General features: G+C 52.2%; 14 protein-coding genes and 2 pseudogenes. 13 read left to right on the top strand and 3 right to left on the bottom strand.

Translation table 11 applies throughout. The features are described from left to right. Position 1 precedes the first annotated feature (1 nt). Complete coding sequence (locus A9971_RS02395) at positions 2-2,431, top strand: hypothetical protein (protein ID WP_183000809.1); 2,430 nt, start codon at positions 2-4, stop codon at positions 2,429-2,431. A 244-nt stretch (positions 2,432-2,675) separates the two neighbouring features. Here the strand turns inward: A9971_RS02395 and A9971_RS02390 are convergent. After that, positions 2,676-3,812: pseudogene (locus A9971_RS02390) on the bottom strand (IS3 family transposase). A 211-nt stretch (positions 3,813-4,023) separates the two neighbouring features. Between A9971_RS02390 and A9971_RS02385 the strand changes: the two are divergent. The 10 genes and pseudogenes from A9971_RS02385 to A9971_RS02340 all read left to right on the top strand — a co-directional run bounded on the left by A9971_RS02385 (position 4,024) and on the right by A9971_RS02340 (position 17,704). Then, positions 4,024-5,904 (top strand): acyltransferase family protein, encoded by a 1,881-nt coding sequence (locus tag A9971_RS02385; RefSeq protein WP_183000808.1) that lies wholly within the window; start codon positions 4,024-4,026, stop codon positions 5,902-5,904. Between the two features lie 887 nt (positions 5,905-6,791). After that, on the top strand, positions 6,792-7,793 hold the full coding sequence (locus A9971_RS02380; protein ID WP_041116927.1) for a GDP-L-fucose synthase: 1,002 nt from the start codon (positions 6,792-6,794) through the stop codon (positions 7,791-7,793). Positions 7,794-7,850: 57 nt separating this feature from the next. Beyond that, positions 7,851-9,794 carry a glycosyltransferase gene (locus A9971_RS02375; RefSeq protein WP_015634795.1) on the top strand — a complete coding sequence of 648 codons (1,944 nt, stop codon included), beginning with the start codon at positions 7,851-7,853 and terminating at the stop codon, positions 9,792-9,794. Next, the gene (locus A9971_RS02370; RefSeq protein WP_041752056.1) at positions 9,791-10,621 is read left to right on the top strand and encodes an ABC transporter permease; all 831 of its coding nucleotides are present in this window, start codon (positions 9,791-9,793) and stop codon (positions 10,619-10,621) included. Before A9971_RS02375 ends, A9971_RS02370 begins: the two co-directional genes overlap by 4 nt. Further along, on the top strand, positions 10,611-11,954 hold the full coding sequence (locus A9971_RS02365; protein ID WP_015634794.1) for an ABC transporter ATP-binding protein: 1,344 nt from the start codon (positions 10,611-10,613) through the stop codon (positions 11,952-11,954). The genes A9971_RS02370 and A9971_RS02365 overlap by 11 nt, the downstream gene beginning before the upstream one ends. After that, positions 11,947-12,957: an FkbM family methyltransferase gene (locus tag A9971_RS02360; RefSeq protein ID WP_015634793.1), complete on the top strand. Its 1,011-nt coding sequence runs from the start codon at positions 11,947-11,949 to the stop codon at positions 12,955-12,957. Before A9971_RS02365 ends, A9971_RS02360 begins: the two co-directional genes overlap by 8 nt. 846 nt (positions 12,958-13,803) lie before the next feature. Beyond that, positions 13,804-14,889 (top strand): annotated as a pseudogene (gene gmd / locus A9971_RS02355) (GDP-mannose 4,6-dehydratase). 7 nt (positions 14,890-14,896) lie between these two features. Further along, positions 14,897-15,832, top strand: a complete 936-nt coding sequence (locus A9971_RS02350; protein WP_041752055.1) for a GDP-L-fucose synthase — start codon at positions 14,897-14,899, stop codon at positions 15,830-15,832. Next, positions 15,833-16,576, top strand: coding sequence for a glycosyltransferase family 2 protein (locus A9971_RS02345; RefSeq protein WP_041752054.1), 744 nt, complete (start codon positions 15,833-15,835; stop codon positions 16,574-16,576). A gap of 12 nt (positions 16,577-16,588) precedes the next feature. Beyond that, the gene (locus A9971_RS02340; protein WP_015634789.1) at positions 16,589-17,704 is read left to right on the top strand and encodes a glycosyltransferase family 4 protein; all 1,116 of its coding nucleotides are present in this window, start codon (positions 16,589-16,591) and stop codon (positions 17,702-17,704) included. A gap of 39 nt (positions 17,705-17,743) precedes the next feature. Here A9971_RS02340 and A9971_RS02335 read toward each other — a convergent pair whose 3' ends face one another. Then, entirely contained in the window at positions 17,744-19,192 is a 1,449-nt protein-coding gene (locus tag A9971_RS02335) for a mannose-1-phosphate guanylyltransferase/mannose-6-phosphate isomerase (RefSeq protein ID WP_015634788.1), read from the bottom strand. A 476-nt stretch (positions 19,193-19,668) separates the two neighbouring features. On the opposite strand from A9971_RS02335, the gene A9971_RS02330 reads away from it, so the two are divergent. Next, positions 19,669-21,234 (top strand): PAS domain-containing methyl-accepting chemotaxis protein, encoded by a 1,566-nt coding sequence (locus A9971_RS02330; RefSeq protein ID WP_011060247.1) that lies wholly within the window; start codon positions 19,669-19,671, stop codon positions 21,232-21,234. Positions 21,235-21,402: 168 nt separating this feature from the next. Here the strand turns inward: A9971_RS02330 and A9971_RS02325 are convergent, their stop codons facing one another. Then, positions 21,403-22,098: an alpha/beta family hydrolase gene (locus A9971_RS02325; RefSeq protein WP_183000807.1), complete on the bottom strand. Its 696-nt coding sequence runs from the start codon at positions 22,096-22,098 to the stop codon at positions 21,403-21,405. A 99-nt stretch (positions 22,099-22,197) separates the two neighbouring features. Here A9971_RS02325 and ccoN point away from each other — a divergent pair, with 99 nt between their 5' ends. Further along, positions 22,198-23,622 carry a cytochrome-c oxidase, cbb3-type subunit I gene (gene ccoN / locus A9971_RS02320; protein WP_011060245.1) on the top strand — a complete coding sequence of 475 codons (1,425 nt, stop codon included), beginning with the start codon at positions 22,198-22,200 and terminating at the stop codon, positions 23,620-23,622. The last annotated feature ends 10 nt before the right edge of the window (positions 23,623-23,632 follow it).

The raw sequence follows: 23,632 nt of genomic DNA, 5'->3' as shown, positions 1-23,632 counted from the left end.
GATGCAAGAAGCATTGCGCCAAAACAAAAAGCCATTACTAAAAAAACTGGGAATTTACATTGGCCTTCTGATAATTCTACCGATGGTGCTAGGCTACTATGTTCTAGGGCTTAACCATTGGGACATGTCGATCCCTATGATATATGGAAATGGGGATGACATATGGCAATTGACCTTGACGAAAGTATTAACCGATACGGGATGGGTGCTTAGCAATCCATTCCTAGGAGCACCAGAAGTTGCAAGCTGGCATCACAATGCCGCCGCACAAACCAGCGCACTGCACTCAGTCATCATGCTGGGTCTAAACTTTTTTATCAAAGACCCAATTTACCTTCAGCAATTCTACTACCTGCTAAACTTTTCATTGATCGCACTCACATCTTTCACTGCTTGCAGACTGCTTAATATCTCTAGGCTCTGCGGGGTTTGTGTCGCCTTCCTATTTGCCTTTACTACCTTCAGAATAAATTTTCTCATTTACTCTTTTATACCCAATTATTTCATAGTTCCTCTTGCCCTCGTTTCTGTAATATGGACTCTACAGGGAAAATTTGATCACATACTTTTGGCAGCCCCCAAAAAACTTATAACTGATCGTTTTTTTCTGCTCGGCGCACTTTTCATTTTACTCATAGCGATATCCGATGGGTACTACGCGTTTTTCATACTACTCACACTCGGATTTTCAGCTGGTGCCCGAGCTGTATTGGTGGGCTGGAAAAAACCTATCCTGCTTACCCCCTCTACCATCTATATTTTGCTGCTTGTCGCAGCGTCATTACTGATACAGCTACCACTCTACACTTACAAAAAAAATCATCACAGTGAGTTTTACCCCACGGGAAATACAGCGGATCCCGTGTTGATAAAGCACCCTTTTGAGGCTGAAGTTTATAGCACAAGCCTGAAGCAACTTATCGCTCCCGCCACCAATCATAGAATACCGTCAATCGCAAAAGCAGGAGAGAAAATCCTAAGCTCTAATACCGCCGCAAGAAAATACTCATCCGTTGCCGCAGTCTCTCTCGGCCTTTTGGGATCACTATTACTTGCGGCAGCACTCACCGCTCTAGCACTTCCCATACTCAGAAAAGCTGACACCTCCGCCACAACCAATAATCAATTGAGCTTGATCGACACCCTACTCCCCTTAATCCTATTTTCATTGCTGTGCTGCATATTTGGAGGCATTGGCACTCTGATAGCTTTGATATTCCCTACCATCCGTGCCTATGATCGTTTCGCCGTACTCCTTATTTTCTTCCTACTATTATTCGGCGCCCGAATAGCTGATGGATGGCGAGATCGCAAAGAACAAAAAGGACGAATGATCGCTTCAGTACTGATTCTAACTATTACTATCGTAGGACTGTTCGATCAGATCCCTGCGACTTCGAACCGCAGAAATCAACCCTTTGCAGATCAGTATAAAGCAGAGCGCAATTTCGTTAGCCAGTTAGAACAGACCATTCCAAAAAACTCAATGGTCTATCAATACCCTTACGCTCAATATTTACGCGAAAGCCCTTACTACGGGTGGGGCGCTTTTTCCCAAGTCCGCCTTTACCTAAACTCACACACAATTCACTGGAGCAATGGTGGCGCGAAAAATAGCCCAGCAGATGACTGGAATTACAGGATATCTAAACTCACTTTCACGCAACAACTGACCGAAATCGAAGCATTGGGTTTCAAATCTATTGTAATCGACCGAACTGTCGTCAAAGGCGAGGAGTATTCGGCAATTCACCAAACCTTACAGGCGCGTAACTACAAGGTAGTCGAGGACGACGCGAGCAATCTTGCCTACGCACTCCTGGATGATCCTGGATACCGTATACACTACGAACCTGACTACAAAAATATCAGCACTATTGAAATCAATTCAAAAGAAGCGGCAAACAAAAATCTTTACCCTATATTGTTAAACCGGGACATGCTTGTCGCCTTTATCCATAGTTACCCTGGAAACATCCCAGTTACTGTCGACAACAAGACGCACCCAGAATTATTTCTGGACGGATCAGTATTAACAAAGGGCACGGGTGATTCTGCGATTACTCCACTTGAAGCCATGAAAGGCAGTCTCTCCTGCACCCGAGAAGAAGGTACATCTTCATATAAAAACCTGACATTGACTTTAACCAATGAAAGTAACTTCAACTGGAGCATAGGGGCAGGACAATTCCCGATAAAAATCGGATATCACATTGAAAGAACAGATGGAGCAGTCACTCAATGGGACAATGGATATCGTGCATCGAGTAATCGCGTTCTACCGCCGGGCGAAAGCGAGACGCTAACAGTCCCTCTCAGTGCCCTCCAGTTACCGAGCGCTAGCAAGACCGAATCATCACAGTTACGATTCGCTCTGGTACAGGATGGCAATGCCTGGTTCTCTAACATCAGTTGCACTATTCCGCTTTGATGGCGAGCGTTGCCCCCTAACGGCCAGAGATCCAGCTGAAGGCAGTGCTCGTCCCCCACAGATCTTTAGATCCGATTAAAGCCCGGCCCTGCCCCCCCCACGGGATCAGAGCCGGGTAGAGTAAGCAGCAGTGCTCACGATTACTCATGTGATAAAGTTTCGCACTCTGGGGAGAACCACCTCCTAACGGTTGCTCCTATTGCTCACGGCCTCCCGAGAATAAAATTAAATCGCCCCGGACTCTCTAGACACCTTGCAAACTCATTGCGTAACGCTTTTCAAACTCTACCGGCGACAGTTGTTTGTTGAAGCCATGCCGACGTTTAACGTTGTAGAACATCTCGATGTAATCGAACACATCACTACGAGCATCTTCCCGCGTGGTGTAGGTTTTCCGCCTGATCCGTTCCCGTTTCAGAAGCTGGAAATAGCTCCCGGCCACAGCATTGTCATGACAGTTGCCTCGGCGACTCATGCTGGCAATCAAATTAAAGCTGCGCCAATCGGAGCTGCTGTACTGGCTACCTGGCCGAAATGAACCATCACCTCTTGCTTCGGTTTACGCCTCCAAACCGCCATCAACAACGCATCAATAGCTAGATCACTGGTCATCTGCGACTTCATTGACCAGCCAACGACCTGACGAGAAAACAGATCCAGCACCACCACCAAATACAACCAGCCTTCATACGTGCGAATGTAGGTGATGTCGATGCCCCAAACTTTGTTGGGTTCTACGGCATCGAACTGGCGCTTCAGCAAATTGGGCGAGGCGACCGCTGGCTTACCGCCGTACTTTACCGGGCGACGTCGATAACCTGTCTGAGAGCGCAGTCCCGCAAGACGCATTAGCCTCGCCACACGGTGCCGACCACAGTCTTCACCGACCTCGCGCAGATCGTCATGGATTTTGCGACAGCCATAAACGCCGCCGCTCTCCAGCCAGAAATGCTTGATCAAACCCACCAGTCGCTGGTCGTCTTTGGCACGTACAGATTGCGGCTCAGCCAGCCAGGCGTAATAACCGCTGGGATGGACTTTCAGCGCCAGGCAAAGCCGTCGAATCGAATAGTCGCCCGCGCGCAGCTTGATAAAGGCGTACTTCAGCCGCACTCCTTGGCAAAGTATGCGGCGGACTTTTTTAATATGCCTGCTCTTCAGTGACGCGCTTGAATTCCGCTCGCAGGCGACGCAATTCAGCGTGCTGATCATCATCCTGCTGCCGTTCTACTTGAGGTTTGCTGTAGCGCTTTATTCAGGCATAGAGGCTATGCGTCGACACGCCGAGACGGGCAGCTACCTCAGCAACGGGTAGCTTGTTTTCGGTCACTTGATTGACTGCTTGGATTTTGGATTCTTCGGGATAACGTGGGTTGCTCATGGCACCTCCTGATTGGCCTCATTCTAAGGCAAAGAGGTGCCTACGAAACCCGGAGCGATTCACATCATTTTTTGTGGCGAAAACTACTCCGTGCAGAATTTGGTTAATCCATCCTAATTCCGAATCCGGAACGAAAAACAGATCAAAAAAGTCATTTTCACGGTTAGAATCCCCCCCATAAACTGAGTAACCACAAGGATTTTTCCAAGACATGAAGTACCGTTCAGATATTGATGGACTCCGGGCGATAGCCGTCCTGAGTGTGGTGATTTTCCATTTGAATGTCGGATTACTTCCTGGCGGATTTGTCGGGGTCGACATATTTTTCGTGATTTCTGGCTACCTTATTTCGAAGATCATCTACGCAGAGACTAGCAACGACTCATTCTCCATCGCGAATTTCTACGTAAGACGAGCACGCCGGATCCTGCCTGCCTTTCTGTCGGTGATAGTCACAACATCGATTGCCGCCTATTGCCTACAGTATCCAAGTGAACTTGCAAACTACGCAAAATCCGCTATCGCCTCAGCGCTTTTCTCCGCAAACATCTACTTCTATGCCACCCTCAATTATTTTTCGCCCTCCGCGGATGAGATTCCGCTTCTGCACCTTTGGTCACTTGGTATCGAGGAGCAATTCTATATCTTCTTCCCGTTAATCATCCTGGGACTTTCGAAAGTTTCAAAACGGTTGATACCCGCAACCATCGTTATCATGCTGGCTGTATCGTTGTTTTTCTCGCAGCAATTACTCTCTACAAACCCAACCGCGTCGTTTTATCTTCTGCCGTTTCGTGCATTCGAGCTTCTTATCGGGAGTTTGATTGCACTTCCCGCGCTACACCTAAAAAAACCTCCGATAATCTCGCTATGCCTGTTTGCGCTGGGCATGGCCGGATTGGCTTACCCAATATTCTTCTACAATAGTCAAACCCCGTTCCCTGGAATCGCCGCAGCCCTACCGTGCTTAGGCGCAGCGCTCATTATCATGGCTGGCGAGCAAGGCGACAGGATGTCGATGCTCTTGGGCTCCCGACCGATGGTATTCGTGGGAAAAATATCGTACTCCCTGTATCTCGTTCACTGGCCTTTGATTGTATTCGCCAAACGCGCATTCCCTAATGCAGACAAAGAGATCGCCGCACTGGTGATTTTTGCAATGGCCATTCTTTTAGCTTGGTTAAATTACAAACTGATTGAGCAAACTTTCCGTTACGCAAAAAAGCAATGGACGCCTGCACACATCTTGTCAGTCGCATCTATGTCTCTTTGCCTAGTGGTAGCCATAGGATGGTTCGTCTCACACAAACACGGCTTCCCCTCATCTTCCCAAAGTCGAATCGATCAAGTGCTTACGACGATGTCCTACAATCCAACCAAGGATTATCAAGCAGGGGAATGTTTTCTAGACCCGGATCAAGATCCCGCTAAAACGGACCTCCTACGTTGTGTGCCCTCTGGAAAAAATAAAACGGCGCTTCTTTGGGGAGACAGTCATGCCGCACACCTCTATATGGGGCTACGTAAAACACTTGGCGAACATAACATCTCACTTGGGCAGTTAACGGCCTCAGCATGTGCTCCGATTCTAGGCATGGATATGCCGGCACGCCCTTACTGCAAGAATGCAAACGAAATATTCTTAAAAAAAATCGAGGCCGCTCGACCCGATATTCTAATCATTACTGCCGGCTGGCCGATATCGCCCGAATACATGGCGTCCTTAAATCGAACGCTGGATAAAGTAGACACCTTGAACTTGACTAAAGTGGTTGTAATAGGTGAAGCGCCACTTTTCAAACGCAGCGTTCCCTTGATCATGATTGAAAGGATAAAAGGCAAGATGTTCAACTTCAACTCGTCAAATGATGTTGATTGGGAGGTCATGCAACGGTCCGAGGCTGCCGTCAGTGAGGTGGTCTCTCATCACAACCGTATTGCTTATGTATCACTGACAAAAGCGGTATGCCCTAACGGGTCCTGCCCAATGGCATCTCCCGATGAAAAACCCCTGATCTATGACATCGTGCACCTGACACCAGAAGGATCAGGTCTATACGCCAAGGAAATAACACCGTTGATCGTAAATTAACGCCTCAATACGTTATCAATACGACTTTAGTCATCGCAAAAGTATCCAGTGGCGAACAGGATGTTCGTGTGAGATATCTGACCACGTTACCGCAGGCCCAGCCCGGACTATCGAGAGCCTCATCAGTTTCGGGCAGACCTGTGGGGGTACCTCCCAACGAACACCTGGCGCGCCCATGATCAAAGAAAATCCATCGCGCGACTACGACCTGATATTTGACGCTGACAATCTGAACTTGTCTGGCTCAGGCTGTGTCTTTACCTGAACAAACATGGCCTTTAGCAGAGCAATGTCAGAAGGTTAACGCTTACGATGCAGCGTCCACTGGACTCACCCCAACCCGATCAGCGGCCAGTGCCGCGTCAGTGGGCAAAATGTGCCAATGCCCTTGTCGGGGAGGAAAAAAAAATACGACGTGGTAACATCGCCGATGTAACGCAGCACCTCTGCAGAAGGGCTACAGGAAGAGGCGGTTGCCACAACCGACCTCACTGTTACCCTTCCCCCATACAGACCCTCTAGGCAGCGCGAGATGAGCTAATGTCTTGGTTTTGATTAAAGTAGGTCGCTGGTGAACGATACAAAGTGGGCAAATAGCCATCAACCCAAGTTTACCGAATGGCACTTTGACAGGATACAAACCCACAGTCCTCCGACCAGAGTGGACAACAGAAAACGGAGCGCGCAATTACCGTGCCGGGATTAATAAAGGCGACTTTCGACCTGAGCTCCCCTTCTGAGATGAGTGTGTTGTAGGTGGGGCAAAAAGGCTTGCTTGACCGCACGCTGCGCAGGGTACCGATAACTTACCTTGATGGCGGCGCAGGACGAACGGATGCAGGGTGAAGGTGAATTTGCGAAGCTTTCCAAATAATTAGGATGATCAAATGTCTGCAACAAGCGTCAAGGCATCAGTACAGGGTTCCGTACCACACTTCGCCGGAAAAAAAGTTTGGATTACAGGGCACAAAGGAATGCTTGGCTCTGCTGTAGTCCGGAATTTTAAAGACGAGGATGCCCAACTACTGCTGACGTCTAGGGCCGATTTGGATCTTACCAACCAGGCTGCTGTATACGATTGGATGGCAGAGCACCGCCCGGACTATATCTTTCATGTCGGCGCCAAGGTCGGCGGCATTCATGCCAACGCAACGCTGCCTGCATCGTTCATTTACGACAACTTGATGATTCAAACGAACGTCATCTCTGGCGCTCACAAGTTCGGGACCAAAAAATTACTCTTTGTCGCCACCAACTGCACCTATCCCAAAAATGCAGCACAACCTATTACCGAAGAGACGCTACTCACGGGCCCTTTGGAAGATAGTATCCGCGCGTACGCTGTCAGCAAAATTGCTGGCATTGAAATGTGCCGGGCCTACCGCAAACAATATGGCTGTGACTTCGTCTCCGTTATCCCGCCAAATCTTTATGGCCCCGGCGACAACTACCACTCTCAACACAGCCATGTCGTTGCGGGAATTCTCCGTCGTACGCATGCGGCCAAAGTCCTGCAGCAGAAAGAGTTCGTCGTTTGGGGCGATGGCACTCCACGACGCGAGCTCCTGCATGTTGACGACCTTGCCGACGCAATGAAGTGCGTAATGCTCGCGCCAACCACTGACGACCTCTACAACATCGGCTGTAATCACGATATCGCCATCGCCGACCTTGCTGCGATGATTGCGGAGGTCGTCGGCTATGAGGGAAAAATCGTTTACGACACGAACAAACCAAATGGCACTATCCGCAAGCTACTGGATAGCAGCAAGATTAGAGCGCTTGGATGGAAACCTAAAATTGATGAAAAAACAGGGCTCAAAAGCGCCTACGAGGACTTCTTGAACTTGCTTGAGTCGCCGACCCCGGACGCACGTATCGACATCTGATGCAAGCACCGCAGGCGAACCGTCATCTTTTAATTTCCTACATTTGGATCCAATGTAATGAACAATGATTTCCCTCTGCCCGAGGGTTTATTTGGTCGCTTCGGAGTTGTAAAACTTTGGCCAGGTATTAAAACCGCAGAAGATGAGTGCATCGCACGTCTGAAGCTGGCAGCCAAAGCCATTGGGGTTGAATGCGTTGAAATCCTCGCCGATGGCGGCTTCGTCTCCGCTCCGGACATAAAAGCGTCCAAGGCGAATGTCGATTTTGTGATTCACCTCCACTACGACACCCCAAAGCGCTACGACGCATTTTCCTTTGTCGCACTCTGGAACCCGCTGAAGTTCTACCATGAGTGGGGCTATCAACGTTGCTCGCGCAACCTGACCACGCACGATGACTTCCTCAGTTGCAGCTCCATTGCCGCCGATGACCATGTGGCCCGAATGGTACGTGGCGCTACGACGCACTTACCCGCACACTTCAAGCTGTACCACTCCACCCCCCAGATCGTACATGAACCTTCGTTGGGTGACGGCAAACTGTTCTACGCCGGTATTAACTGGGAAGCGATCGTCAGCAGTCGTCAATCGCGCCAGCAGGAAGTGCTCAAGCGACTCGACCCTACCGGTCTGCTGAAAATCTACGGCCCAACTATTTTTCAGGGCGTACGTGTCTGGGAAGGTTATCAGAGCTACGTTCGAGAGATTCCGTTCGACGGAAACTCCATGATCAACGAGATCGCCAAAGCGGGGGCGGCACTGGTACTGTCCTCCCAGGCCCACCGCGACTCGGAAATGATGTCGAACCGTCTGTTCGAAACCATTGCTGCTGGCACCCTTGTCATCTGCGACGAGAATCCTTTCGCGCAAAAATTCTTTGGCGATTCACTTCTTTATATCGACAGCCGGTCTCCGATGGAGCAGATCTACGGCGATATCACAGCCCACCTCAGCTGGATAAAAAGCAATCCCGAAGAGGCCATGGCCAAGATCAAAAAGGCACAGGCTATCTTCAACGGCCATTACTCGCTGATCGGCAGCTTGAAGGAACTGTACAGTGGCTTGAAGGAGCGCAAGCAACAATTAGTCACACGACATCTTGGGACCGAAGGCGAAAAAACACATATCAGCCTAAACCTCTTGATGCCCGAGTACTCTACTGCGGCTCTGAAAGCACACGTCGAAAGTGTCCGCCATCAGGATTACAGAAACTTCACCGCCACGCTGGTCATCGATAAGGTAATCGCTGGCAGCCTGAAACCGGAAATTTCAAGAATCCTCAGCGCCTCGCCTATCCCGATTCAGATAAAGGAAGTTGAAGCCTACAGGTACGGCATTCATCCTGGAATCAAGAGCAAACGTCCGCTAGGAGAAATTCTTCAGGAACTGGTAAACGACGCAGCGGAATCCGACGCGATCATATTTGTCGCACCGAATGAAAAGCTGTTCTTCAACCACCTGACCGTTCTAGCTGGCGCCTTGCAACGCGACGATCAAGTGAACTGCGCGGCAACCGCGGTGATCATGGACGATGGTCACTCGCCCGTGCATACCGTTCACGAGTTGATCGACTTTGGTCATGTGGACGCTGCCGGCCCACCCGGATATGGCCGCTTCATTTTCAGGACTGCGTCGCTCCCTGCCGACCTGGGTATCGCACTCCATTATCTTGACGGGCGGCCACTGGCGGCAATGATCAGCGGTAAAATCAAGCACCTGCTGCCTGCTACCGTCACATTGGATATCCGTCAGTCGTTCCCCGAAAGAACTTGGGATGAGGCCGCCGAAACCGAACTAATCAAGGATTTCAATCCTGGAGTACTTAAGGTTTCGGCAGGGTTCTACATGCCTGAAGTACCCGCCCCTGTCGTCGTAGAGTCGCCGCGGCAGCACATCGCCCGGCTGTTCCTTAACAAGGCATGGGTCAAGGCTCAGATCCAGGCGATCAAGACCCAAGGCTTCAGGGCTCGCTTTGAAATACTGAAGCGGAAACTGAGATGAACCCGCACTCACCCGCCCCCGTCTCGCTGTTGTCACTGATCAAAAGCGTTTGGTCAAACTGGCACCTGATCCAGCAAATGACCAAACGGGATGTCATCGGACGATACAAAGGTTCGATGATGGGTATTCTGTGGTCATTCGCGAACCCGATACTGTTGCTGGTGATTTACACGCTGGTCTTTTCAGTCGTGTTCAAGGCTCGCTGGGGAACTGGCGAGCCTGGCAGCAAAGGTGAGTTTGCGATTCTGCTATTCACCGGAATGATCGTTCACAGCTTGTTTGCCGAGACATTGACTCGGGCCCCCACGCTAATTTTGAGCAACGTAAGTTACGTAAAGAAGGTGGTCTTCCCTCTGGAGATTCTCCCTATCATTGCCATGGGCACCTCCTTCTTCCACGCGTTGGTCAGTATTGGCGTATTGTTGGTCGCACAACTTCTGGTTCACGGCACCATCCCCTGGACAGTCGTTTTTCTGCCACTGGTGATAGCACCGCTGATCGTGCTGTCTTTAGGCCTGGCCTGGATACTTGCATCGCTTGGGGTGTATTTACGCGATGTCGCCCACCCCATTGGTCTGCTTATGACCTTGCTGCTGTTCGCCTCTCCGGTTTTTTACCCCATTTCCGCTCTACCCGTCGAAATCCAACCTTGGCTGATGCTCAATCCCCTCACCTTCATTATCGAGCAAGCCCGAGCGATACTAATCAGTGGTTCAATGCCTAACTTCGCTGGCCTGGCAGTTTATGCTGTTGTGGCCTTGAGCTTTGCTTGGGCGGGATATGGCTGGTTCCAGAAGACCAGAAAAGGATTCGCGAATGTCCTCTAATGAATTCGCAATTCGTGTGGAAGCCGTTTCCAAGCGATTCGAAATATTCGAACACCCTCGTGATCAACTCAAGCAATTCGTTTACCCGAGGTTGCGTCGCCTGCTCCGCAGGCCAAGTCGTAACTACTTCAAGGAATTCTGGGCTCTTCGCGAAATTTTCCTTGAAGTTCGCAAAGGCGAGTCCTGTGCAATCGTCGGACTGAACGGCAGCGGTAAAAGCACTCTCTTGCAAATCATCACCGGCACCCTCACCCCCACTACAGGTAAGGTGAGCATCAACGGTCGTGTAGCTGCTTTACTTGAACTGGGGTCAGGCTTCAATCCTGAGTTCAGCGGCCGCGAAAATGTTTATATGAACGGAGCACTACTGGGCTTCAGCCGTCGTGAAATCGAAGCAAAAATACCCGACATAGAGGCGTTTGCTGATATTGGCGAGCACTTCGAACAAGCCGTTTCATCGTATTCCAGTGGCATGCAAATGCGTGTCGCCTTCGCCGTTTCGACGGCGTTCGAGCCCGACATTTTGATTATTGATGAGGCGTTGGCGGTAGGCGATGCCTACTTTCAGCAAAAGTGTTTCCAACGCCTGGAAAGCTTTCGCGCACGCGGGGGGACGTTACTGTTCGTGTCCCATGATGCCAACACGGTCAAACACATTTGCAACAAGGCTTTGCTACTGAGCCATGGCCGAACACTCAGTTTTGGTGCACCTCGAGACGTGATCGATTTGTATCAAGGGTTGGTCGCCAAAAAAACCGACATGAGTAGCGGCGAGGTATCTATCGATCAGAGCATTGCTCCTGCAACTGAGAGCCTCGAAGCGATTGAGCGCCCCAAGGCGTGGACAAAAGCTACAACCATCACGACCAACGGCGACGCCGAACTTATCGACTTCGCCCTCCTGAACGCCGAAAACCAGCCTGTCACCCACATTGAAAGCGAAACTCAGTTAACCGTTCGATACGTGGTTAAACTGAACAAGGACTTCGAGCGCCCTGCCTATGGCCTTATAGTCAGGGACCGTTTGGGACGCTCGATATTTGAGACCAGCACTTTTGCCTTGCAAATGCCCGAAGCGCCATGCGAAGAAGGCGCCCAGGTCCTCGTAAGATTCAACCTCAATCTGAATCTAAAGGCGGGTCAATATTCATTTTCGGTGGGTGTTGCAAATAAAGGTTTCTCTAGAAGCGAATTTGAAGAGTACAGCTTGCTAATGCATGACGTTGAACAGCTGCAGGTTACAGAATCGCCGCTGGCAGCGTTCTATGGCGGGATTTTCAATATGCACCCGGTTGTCTCAGTGGATTTATTGGAAGAAAAACAAAATGTCTGATCTCAATACACTGTCCCAACAGCTCGCAGAAGCCCTGCAAGAATTGAAGGCTTTGAGCGAGCGTCAGATTCACTTTGAAACGATTCTTCTGAACAAAGGCCTTTCGACTGAGGACGTAGGAAGTTTTAACCCCCTACTACGTCGCAATTTCGTCAGCAATGCTGACGCAGCCCAACAAAAGCACTTGATGCATACGTGGAAACATAACTCCCCAAGAGTGCTTGAGCCTTCAGACTTGGTGGAAAGCGGGTTTCGTGCGTTTTCGCAAAATGATGAAGACGGAATCTTGTTGCGCTTATTCACACATATTGGCTGCACCAATCGCTATGTCATCGAAATTGGCAGCAACTGCAGCGATTCTGATGTGGGGATTCCGGAAAACCTGTCGACAAATTTGCTGGTCAATCATGGCTGGCATGGAACAATTTTTGAACTCGATGCAACTGAGTGCAGCAGAATGCGTTACTTTTTCGCGCGCACAGCTTCGACGCGGCATTACCATTGGACTCGAGAGGGCGAAACCGAATACTACTCGCCGAAGATCGTTCAGCAAGCCATTAGCCCGGAAAATATCAACGGCCTGCTTATGGCAAACAACCCGGAACCGGAACCCGACCTCTTCATCATCGACATCGATGGCGGTGACTTCGCAGTCATGGAAAACCTGCGTGACATCAGACCTCGCGTAATTGTCGTAGAGTTTGAAAAGCGCTTTCGCGAACGGCACAGCGTCGTCCAGCGTGACCGAGAGCAATTCAACCGTAGATGGCAGCAATCAGGGGCAGCAAGCCTGACCGCCTGGACGACCCTTCTGAAGCCAAAGGGCTACGAACTCTGCGCAGTGGGAACCTGCTGCTTCAATGCTTTCTTCGTACGCGAAGACATCGCCAAAGGCAATTTGACTGCTCTGAATCCAAAAGAAGCATTTGACTCCCATCCAGTATTTTCAGCGATTGATGATGCTTTCTGGCTTATGCCTGACGAAAGCTGGCAACCATTTTAAATTTGCACCTGCGGCAAAGGAATGGGCCTCAGTGGCGGGGCAGCATCGGAGGTGTAGCTTCTCGATCAGGGCCTGCAGAGACTAAATACAGAAATCTTGGCATACTTGCGTATATACGCCTATATTTGTTGTCGCTATATATAAACGATAGCAAGGACAGTTCACGGCAACGCTTCTGATGACTCGAATCAATGCACTTTAATATTTCAACCGCGTGAACAATCTAGCAAAACTTTTGCTTTTTTTTCGTAACCATCACAAACCTGTCTGTGATACTCGCCAGATCAGTTTACCTATACTCTTCTTTCGAAGAGAAACCTCGTGCCTAATCGATAACGAGGAATATTGCAGAGTGATACTACGCTGGTGCTTGCCAAGCGTCGCTGCGATAGCGTCACTCAACGTCACATCCCTCTCACTGCCAGCTTCAAGACATGCTCCCTAGGCAAAAGAGGCAAAGTGCCACTCTTCGATTAGGACTATCAAGCCAGGCAAACTCGATCGAGAGGATTAAGTGATTCGTTCTGGATCAAAAAATTTGTACTTCGGCAATAACGAGCTCTCAAAAAACCAATGCATTTCCAGTGGCGGTATGAGGGAGATGTCTGATTTTCTGGCGATAAATGTCCAACTTCGCCGTGATTTTCAGCCACAAGCAATTAAAGCCGCCTGCCCATACACCGTAGAAGTCACAAGCTACCAGGATACATTGAGAATTCAGCCCCATTGAGGCAGTATAGACGATCGTGATTTGGGCCCGGATCGAGCAAATTGATCATGCGGAACTATCTACCCGCTTACGTACCTAAAGAAGATTTTTTGAATCAAATACGTTAAGAGAAGCATATGAAAAAAGTTGCGCTTATTACTGGAGTAACAGGTCAAGACGGATCCTACCTGGCCGAGTTGCTTCTCGAAAAAGGTTACGAAGTGCACGGTATAAAGCGCCGGGCATCCTCCTTCAATACCGACCGTATCGATCACCTTTACCAAGACCCCCATGAGTCAGATCGTCGCTTGGTCCTGCACTATGGCGACATGACCGATTCGACCGGCCTGATCCGCATCATCAAACAAATACAACCCGACGAAATCTATAACCTGGCTGCGCAGTCCCACGTTGCGGTCTCGTTCGAAGAGCCAGAGTACACTGCCAACTCGGACGCGTTGGGTGCCTTGCGTATCCTTGAGGCGATCAGGATCCTGGGGCTCGAGAAGAAGACCCGCTTCTATCAGGCTTCAACCTCCGAACTGTACGGCTTGGTGCAGGAAACTCCACAGAAGGAGACCACACCTTTCTAGCCACGCTCCCCTTACGCAGTAGCAAAGCTGTACGCATACTGGATTACCGTCAACTACCGGGAAGCGTACGGTATCTATGCCTGTAACGGCATTCTCTTCAACCACGAAAGCCCGGTGCGCGGCGAGACCTTCGTCACTCGCAAGATTACCCGTGCACTCGCACGCATCAAGCTGGGCCTGCAAGACTGTCTGTATCTGGGCAACCTTGATGCACTGCGCGACTGGGGCCATGCGAAAGACTACGTCGAGATGCAATGGCTGATGCTGCAGCAAGAAACTCCGGAAGACTTCGTTATTGCAACCGGCAAGCAATACAGCGTTCGCGACTTCGTCAACGCGGCAGCGAAACACGCCGAAATCGACATTACCTGGAAAGGTCAGGGCGTCGATGAGAAAGGCTACGACGCAACCGGTAAATGCATAGTTTCCGTGGATCCGCGGTACTTCCGTCCAACCGAGGTGGAAACATTGCTGGGCGACCCAACCAAAGCGAAGCAGAAACTGGGATGGACGCCTAAAATCACCTTTGAGGATCTGGTCAATGAAATGATGACCGAGGACCTCAAGTCAGCGACCCGTGATGAGTTGGTAAAAAAGCACGGCTACTCCGTTTACGATTACCACGAGTAATAGTTAGGTGGATAAACGCGCCAAAATATACATCGCAGGCCATGCCGGTATGGCTGGCTCTGCGATCCAGCGGCGGCTATCCGCCGCTGGATTCAGCAATTTCGTCACCCGTTCGCATGCTGAACTTGATTTGACTCAACAGGCTGCTGTCGATGCTTTTTTCGCAACAGAAAAACCTGAGATTGTGTACTTAGCAGCCGGCAAGGTAGGCGGAATCAAAGCCAACAACAACTTTAGAGCTGAATTTATATATCAAAACCTGATGATAGAGGCGAACGTAATTCACAGCGCTTGGAAACATGGCGTCGAACGACTTCTTTTTTTGGGCTCCAGTTGCATATACCCGCGGGACTGCCCCCAGCCGATCCACGAAGACCACCTGTTAACCGGACCGCTGGAACAAACCAATGAACCTTACGCCCTCGCCAAGATCATGGGTGTAAAGATGTGCGAGAACTACCACCGCGAATACGGTGCAAAGTTCATAGCCGTTATGCCGTCAAATCTTTATGGCCCCAATGACAGCTACAACCTGGAAAACTGTCATGTGCTGCCGGCACTGATTAGCAAAGCCCATGAAGCAAAAATTAGCGGCGCATCAGAGTTAATAGTTTGGGGTTCGGGAAAGCCAAAGCGCGAGTTCCTTTTCGTCGAAGACATGGCCGATGCTTGTCTACACTTGATGGAATCCAACGTTGACAGCGGACTATTCAATGTTGGAATGGGCAGTGATCTATCCATCCGCGAACTAGCAGAGTTAATTATGGAGGTGGTCGGGTATAACGGGCAGATCGTATACGACCAGAGCCAGCCTGACGGTACACCCCGTAAACTACTCGACATCAATCGCCTAAAGAACTTGGGATGGGCTGCCAAAACGCAACTGCGTGAAGGTATAGCATTGACCTACCAAGATTTTCTCAGCCGTCTGGATCGCCACTGAATGCATCAACCCTTGGTTACGATTACAGTCCCCTCCTTCAATCAAGGGCGTTATCTCGACGACGCCTTAAGGTCCATATTTGAACAAAATATCCCTGTGGAGGTGTTTGTTCTGGATGGTGGTTCCACCGATAACTCGGTGGAAATCATCCGTAAATGGGAACACAAGCTAGCTGGTTGGCGCAGCTATCCAGATAAAGGCCAAGCAGCTGCTATCAACGAAGGTATCCTTCAAGGTAAAGCACCGTATGTCTGCTGGCTGAATAGCGATGACTGGTTCGAGCCGGACGGACTAAAACGACTGATCAGTGCCATTGAAACAGCACCTGAGGCCTCAGCCGTTTATGGGAAATGCTGGAACGTTATTCAAAATACCGGAAAACGCAAACCGGTTTGGGTTGAGCCGTTCAGCGAGCGCAGGCTAGCGCTTCGCTGCATTATTTCCCAACCAGCGACGCTGATTCGACGATCCGCATGGCTGAATATTGGCGGCGTGAACCCCACCTTGCATATGGCTATGGACTACGATCTTTGGTGGCGACTCTTCAAAATAGTTGGCCCTCTCAAATATATCGACGCGTTTGTAGCGGTCAATCGAGAACATGAAGCGACCAAAACAAAAACTTTGCGCCGCCGCCATTATCAGGAAGCTATGGCGGTGGTGCGTAAGTATCACGGTAGCGTTCCCTTAAAGTGGTGGCTTTTTCAGCCCTACGCCGTCTGGCTCAAATCCATCTTTCCATAGCCGGAAGTTACCATGCGCATTCTGCATTTTTTTAAAACCGCCCTTCCTGACACCATGGGCGGCATAGAGCAAGTGATTGATCAAATTTGTCAGCAGTCTCATCGTATGGGGGCGACCTGCGAAGTCCTTACGCTGTCCCCCAACCCAATTCCAGCCACAATAGAAATGAACGGTTATCGGGTTCATCGCGTTAAAGAAAACCTTAATATTGCCTCAACAGGCTTTTCGTTAGAGGTTTATTCGAAGTTTAAAGAACTTGCGCGGAATGCGGATATCATTCATTACCATTTTCCATGGCCATTCATGGACTTGATCCACTTTGCCAGTTGTACCGGAAAACCCAGCGTTGTTTCATACCACTCTGACATCATCAACCAGAAATTTCTCTTAAAGCTCTACCGCCCACTCCAAAATATATTTCTGCGTAGCGTCAACCGGATCATTGTCTCATCCCCCAACTACCTGGAATCAAGTGCTGAGCTTTCTGCATTTCATGACAAAACCACAATTATTCCTATAGGTCTCAACAAGGAAAGCTACCCAATCCCCTCCACTGCTCTAACGACACGCTGGGCGGAAGAAATGAGCGAGCGGTTCTTCCTGTTTGTTGGCGTATTGCGCTACTACAAAGGGCTTCACACATTGATGGAAGCTCTCCAAGGCACTGGATACCCTATGGTCATCGTAGGAGATGGACCAAAGAAACAAGAACTCATGGCGCAAGCAAAAACTATGGGGCTTCAAAACGTCCACTTTTTGGGCCGTCTTCCAGAAGCAGACAAAGTCGCGCTAATTCAACTTTCAACAGCCATCGTATTCCCCTCGCACCTTCGTTCCGAAGCGTTCGGAGTGTCACTACTGGAGGGGGCAATGTATGGAAAGCCGATGATCTCGTGCGAGATTGGTACAGGCACTACGTACATCAACATTGCCGGCGAAACCGGGCTGGTAGTCCCACCAGAGCACCCGACAGCGCTTCGCCAAGCGATGCAACACCTTTGGGACAACCCGCAAGAAGCATTGGTAATGGGCGAAAAGGCGCAGAGTCGTTACAACCTTCTATTCACGGGGGAGCAAATGACACGAGCCCACATCGAGGTCTATCAGGACCTGCTGAACACGCAATGAAACACCAGCCCGATTTGACTCGGGCTAATGATTAGCGGATTACCTACTGCCTTCAGCTCGACCGTAGCTATCCTCGAACCTGACAATATCATCTTCCCCTAGGTAATCGCCGCACTGCACCTCAATTAATACCAAGTCAATCATCCCCGGGTTTTGCAGACGATGCGTGTGCCCAGCACGTATATACGTGGACTCATTGGTATTGAGCAAGAACCGTTGTTGGTCGTTAACGACCAATGCCATACCACTGACCACAATCCAGTGCTCACTGCGATGGTGATGCATTTGGAGCGACAACGAGCCTTGAGGTTTTACGACAATGCGCTTGATCTTGAAGCGAGTGCCCTCTTCCAAGGTAGTGTAAGCCCCCCAGGGACGCTGCACCGTAGTGTGGTCCAAGTGCGAGCAATGACCGTTTTTCTTCAACTGCGCAGTGATTACCTTGATGTCTTGGGCATGGTCTTTGTGCGCGACCAACAAAGCATCCGGCGTATCGACAATGATCAGGTTTTCAACCCCGACTAACGCGGCCAGTCGACGCTGGCTGCGCACGTAGTTGTTGGTGGAGGCATGAAGGATGGCTTCGCCTTCGATACGGTTGCCTTGCTCGTCCGCTGGCGAGAGTTCACTCATGGCCTTCCAAGAGCCAATGTCACTCCAGCCAATATCACAAGGTATGGTCGCCACTTTGTTTGAGCGTTCCATCAGTGCGAAATCGAGGGAAATGTCCGGTACTTTGGCAAAGCTTTCCGGCTCCAGATGCAGGCTGCGATGGCTGCTGCCTTGCATCACACCGGAACCAGCAAGGCACAGATCTACGGCGCTGGCGACATCCGGCGCACAGAGCGCCATTTCTTCAATAAGTGTGCCCGCACGGAAACAGAACATCCCGGAGTTCCAGTAATACTCACCGGACGCCAGGTAGTCTTTCGCAGTATCCAAATCTGGTTTTTCGACGAAACGCTTGACCTTGAAGCCGTTGACTAATGACGCGTCGGTATCTTTTTGAATGTACCCGTAGCCAGTTTCCGGATATTCGGGCTTCACCCCAAAAGTCACCAGCCAGCCGTCCCGGGCCTGCTGCGATGCAGACTCGACTGCTGCAGCGAACGCCGCCTGATTGTCGATCAGGTGGTCCGCCGGCAACACCAGCATAATCGCGTCAGGGCCGTGAGTTCGGGCCACTTCCTGCGCCGCTAATGCGACCGCAGCAGCGGTGTTGCGGCCAAAAGGCTCGAGTACGAAACCCAAGTTGGTGTAGTTCGGCGCAGTGGCAACATATTCATCAAGGGTTTTGAAGTAGAGATCACGGTTTGTGATCGTCAATACTTCTGTTACGTCATTTAACGCCAAGGCGCGACTGTATGTTTTTCGAATCAAATTGCCACCATCGGGCAATTCGATAAACGGCTTGGGATGAGCAGTACGTGAAACAGGCCATAGACGGCTGCCTGAACCGCCACAAATAATGACTGGAACGAGTGTCACGCTGTACTCCTTTACTAAATATCACATCATTTATCAGGCCAAAAACTCACCAACATAAATACTGCGGGCTCGAAGGAGGCGACTTAGAGCCTAGCTGACCCTAGACAAACCTAACCGAGAAAATGCTGGACATGAAGAAAAGCAAATCACTTTTCTTACAAAAATAGGGGCATATTCTTCACTGGATGGTAATTTTTGTCTAGGAAAAGCCGGATCTATACCCGCGCAGCTACCCGTATTCAGATGGATAAAAACTGACCTACCATTCACAACGGCTCACTTCATTGAAGATTAAGACACACCGCCTTACAAATCGTGTCATTGATCTTTATTACTTTTCTCTCGGATTTCGCACGCATCGGGATATTACGACGTACAAAAAGCTTGCAAACCGTCACCGGACATTTAGAGAAATTTCCTTCAACTATTCCGGAAACCTGCCGATAACCGATGAAAGCCTTGCGGATTGAAAACTCATGCGTAATAACCAACCCGTTACCCAGCGCGAACGTACCTTCCCCGCTCAGCAACGATTGATCTCCACCACCGACGCCAAAGGAGTGATCACCTACTGCAACGACGCCTTTGTCGAGATCAGTGGGTTCTCCCGTGAAGAACTGGTTCGCGCACCGCACAACCTGGTACGTCACCCTGATGTGCCGGCGGCGGTGTTCGCGCACATGTGGGGCACCTTGAAACAAGGCTTGCCATGGATGGGCATCGTCAAGAACCGCTGCAAGACCGGCGACCACTACTGGGTCAACGCCTATGTGACACCGGTTTTCGAAGGCAGCCAGGTGGTAGGTTACGAGTCGGTCCGGGTCAAGCCCACCGCCGAACAGGTGCGCCGCGCCGAAGCCCTCTACCAGCGCATCAACTCTGGCAAGTCGGCCATTCCCAAGCGTGACAAGTGGCTGCCGGTGCTGCAGGACTGGCTGCCGTTCATCCTGGTCAGCCAGCTGAGCTTCATGATCGGTGCCTGGCTCAACTCCCACTGGGGCTTCGCCCTGGCCGCCGCGCTCTCGGTGCCCCTGGGCCTGCTGGGCCTGAGCTGGCAGCAGCGCGGCCTCAAGCGCCTGTTGCGCCTGGCCGAGCAGACCACCTCCGACCCGCTGATCGCTCAGATGTACACCGACAGCCGCGGCGCCCAAGCCCGCCTGGAGATGTCGATCCTGAGCCAGGAAGCGCGCCTGAAGACCTGCCTGACCCGCCTGCAGGACACGGCCGAGCACCTCAACGAGCAGGCCCGCCAGTCCGACACCCTGGCCCACAACAGCTCCAGCGGCCTGGAGCGCCAACGGGTCGAGACCGAACAGGTGGCCACCGCGGTCAACCAGATGGCCGCCACCACCCAGGAAGTGGCCAGCCACGTGCAACGCACCGCCGACGCAACCCAGGAAGCCAATCGCCTGACCGGCCGTGGCCGCGATATCGCCGGGGAAACCCGCGAAGCCATCCAGCGCCTGTCGGTGGTGGTGGGCGAAACCGGGCTGACAGTAACCCAACTGGCCAAGGACAGTGACGAAATCGGCGGCGTTGTCGACGTGATCAAAGGCATTGCCGACCAGACCAACCTGCTGGCCCTGAACGCAGCCATCGAAGCCGCCCGCGCCGGTGAAATGGGCCGCGGCTTTGCCGTGGTGGCCGACGAGGTGCGTCAGTTGGCACAGCGCACCAGTGAGTCCACCGGGCAGATCCATACCCTGATCGCCAAGCTGCAGCAGACAGCCGCCACCGCCGTGCAGACCATGGACGCCGGTCATCGTCAGGCCGAAGAAGGCGTGGCCCGGGTGCTGGAAGCCGACCAGGCACTGGTGGGCATCAGCGAAGCGGTGGCCAACATCACCGACATGACCACCCAGATCGCTGCCGCCACCGAAGAGCAAAGCTCGGTGGCCGAAGAGATCAGCCGCAACATCAGCACCATCGCGCAACTGGCGGACCAGACTTCGGAGCAGGCCCAGCATTCGGCCGAGCTCAGCGAAGCGCTGACCCGCACCGCACACACCCAGTACTCGCTGGTGGAGCGCTTCAACCGCTAAGCCCCCTAGGGCCGGCAACAAAAAACCGGAAGCCAAGGCTTCCGGTTTTTTTATGCCCGCAAATCCACCCGACAACCGTAGGAGCGAGCTTGCTCGCGATAAATCTTCACCGCGCTCCAAATTCGAAGGCCGGGTGAACGCTTCGCGAGCAAGCTCGCTCCTGCAGGATCAGCTCAGCGCTTTCAGAAAGGCAGCAACCTTGAGCGCCGCAGATTCCAGATGCTGCTCATGGCTGAAACCCGAGGCCTTCAGGGGCTTGAGATCGTGATCAGCGGCCGCCAGCCAGTACAACTCAATACTGGCTGCCAATGTATAGGCCTCGACCGCCTGGCGATTGCCCAGGGCGTCACGCTCGCCCTGCACGATCAGGCTCGGTACTGACAGATCGGCCAGATGCGCCACCCGCGGTTTTTCCGGTTTGCCGGCGGCATAGAACGGATAGCCCAGGCACACCAATGCATCGGCCTGCAGTTCATCAGCCAGCAAACTGGCCATGCGCCCGCCCATGGACTTGCCGCCCACCGCCAACACCCCAGTGACATAAGGTCGCACCAGGGCATGCACCTCGCGCCAGCATTCCAGCAGCCTGGGCGTCGGGTTGGGCGGGCGTTTGCCGCCGTCCAGGCGCCGCTGGGCCATGTAGGGAAACTCGAAGCGCAAGACGTTCACCCCATGCCCCGCAAGGCGTACAGCAATATCGTTCATGAACCCACTGTCCATGGGCGCGCCGGCGCCATGGGCGAGGATCAGGGTCGGCGCCGACTGCACCTCGACGCCCTGCGCGACATCCCACAACCAGCCCCGCTCCCGCACACACTGCGCCCATTGACCCCCGTCAATACTGGCCTTGTGCTCATTGCTCATGCTTGCCTCGCTTTTAGTCTGCCTATAACTCCAGACGAAGTGAGCGCGCCTTGCCGTGCGCAGTCGCTTTCACTTCAACTGAACCGTGGATGGGGAACCATGAACACTTCTATCAGTACCGCCTACAACTACAAGGTGGTCCGCCAATTCGCCATTATGACGGTGGTGTGGGGCATCGTCGGCATGGGGCTCGGGGTTTTTCTCGCTGCCCAGTTGGTCTGGCCCGAACTCAACTTCGACTTACCGTGGACCAGCTTCGGCCGTCTGCGGCCATTGCACACCAACGCGGTGATCTTCGCCTTCGGCGGCTGTGCGCTATTTGCCAGCTCGTTCTACTCGGTGCAACGCACCTGCCAGACCACGCTGTTCGCGCCGAAAATCGCCGCGTTCTGCTTCTGGGGCTGGCAACTGGTGATCCTCCTGGCGGCCATCAGCCTGCCACTGGGCTACACCAGCTCCAAGGAATACGCCGAACTGGAATGGCCGATCGATATCCTGATCACCATTGTCTGGGTGGCCTACGCCATCGTGTTCTTCGGCACCCTGATGCAGCGCAAGACCAAGCACATCTATGTGGGTAACTGGTTCTTCGGCGCGTTCATCATCACCGTGGCCATCCTGCACATCGTCAACAACCTGGAACTGCCGGTCAGCTTCACCAAGTCCTACTCGGTGTATGCCGGTGCGACCGATGCGATGGTGCAATGGTGGTACGGCCACAACGCCGTGGGCTTCTTCCTGACCGCGGGCTTCCTGGGGATGATGTACTACTTCGTACCCAAGCAGGCCGAGCGCCCGGTGTACTCCTATCGCCTGTCGATCGTGCACTTCTGGGCACTGATCACCCTGTACATCTGGGCCGGTCCGCACCACCTGCACTACACCGCGCTGCCGGACTGGGCTCAATCCTTAGGGATGGTGATGTCGCTGGTTCTGCTGGCGCCAAGCTGGGGCGGCATGATCAACGGCATGATGACCCTCTCGGGCGCCTGGCATAAGCTGCGCAGCGACCCGATCCTGCGCTTCCTGGTGGTATCCCTGGCGTTCTACGGCATGTCGACCTTCGAAGGTCCGATGATGGCGATCAAGACCGTCAACGCCCTCTCCCACTACACCGACTGGACCATCGGCCACGTACACGCCGGCGCCCTCGGCTGGGTAGCGATGATCTCCATCGGCGCGCTGTACCACCTGATCCCGAAAGTCTTCGGCCGCGAGCAGATGTACAGCACCGGCCTGATCAACACCCACTTCTGGCTGGCTACCATCGGCACCGTGCTCTACATCGCTTCGATGTGGGTCAACGGTATCGCCCAGGGCCTGATGTGGCGTGCGGTCAACGAGGACGGCACTCTCACCTACTCCTTCGTCGAAACCCTGGTGGCCAGCCACCCAGGCTTCATCGTGCGACTGGTGGGTGGTGCGATCTTCCTCAGCGGCATGTTCCTGATGGCTTACAACACCTGGCGCACCGTGCGTGCCGCAGTGCCAGCCGAAGTCAACGCCGCTGCGCAGATGGCCTGAGGAGTCCGCC

Source organism: Pseudomonas sp. UME65, assembly GCF_014170225.1.
Classification (GTDB): Bacteria; Pseudomonadota; Gammaproteobacteria; order Pseudomonadales; family Pseudomonadaceae; genus Aquipseudomonas; species Aquipseudomonas protegens.
This window is presented reverse-complemented; position numbering and strand designations above follow the sequence as displayed.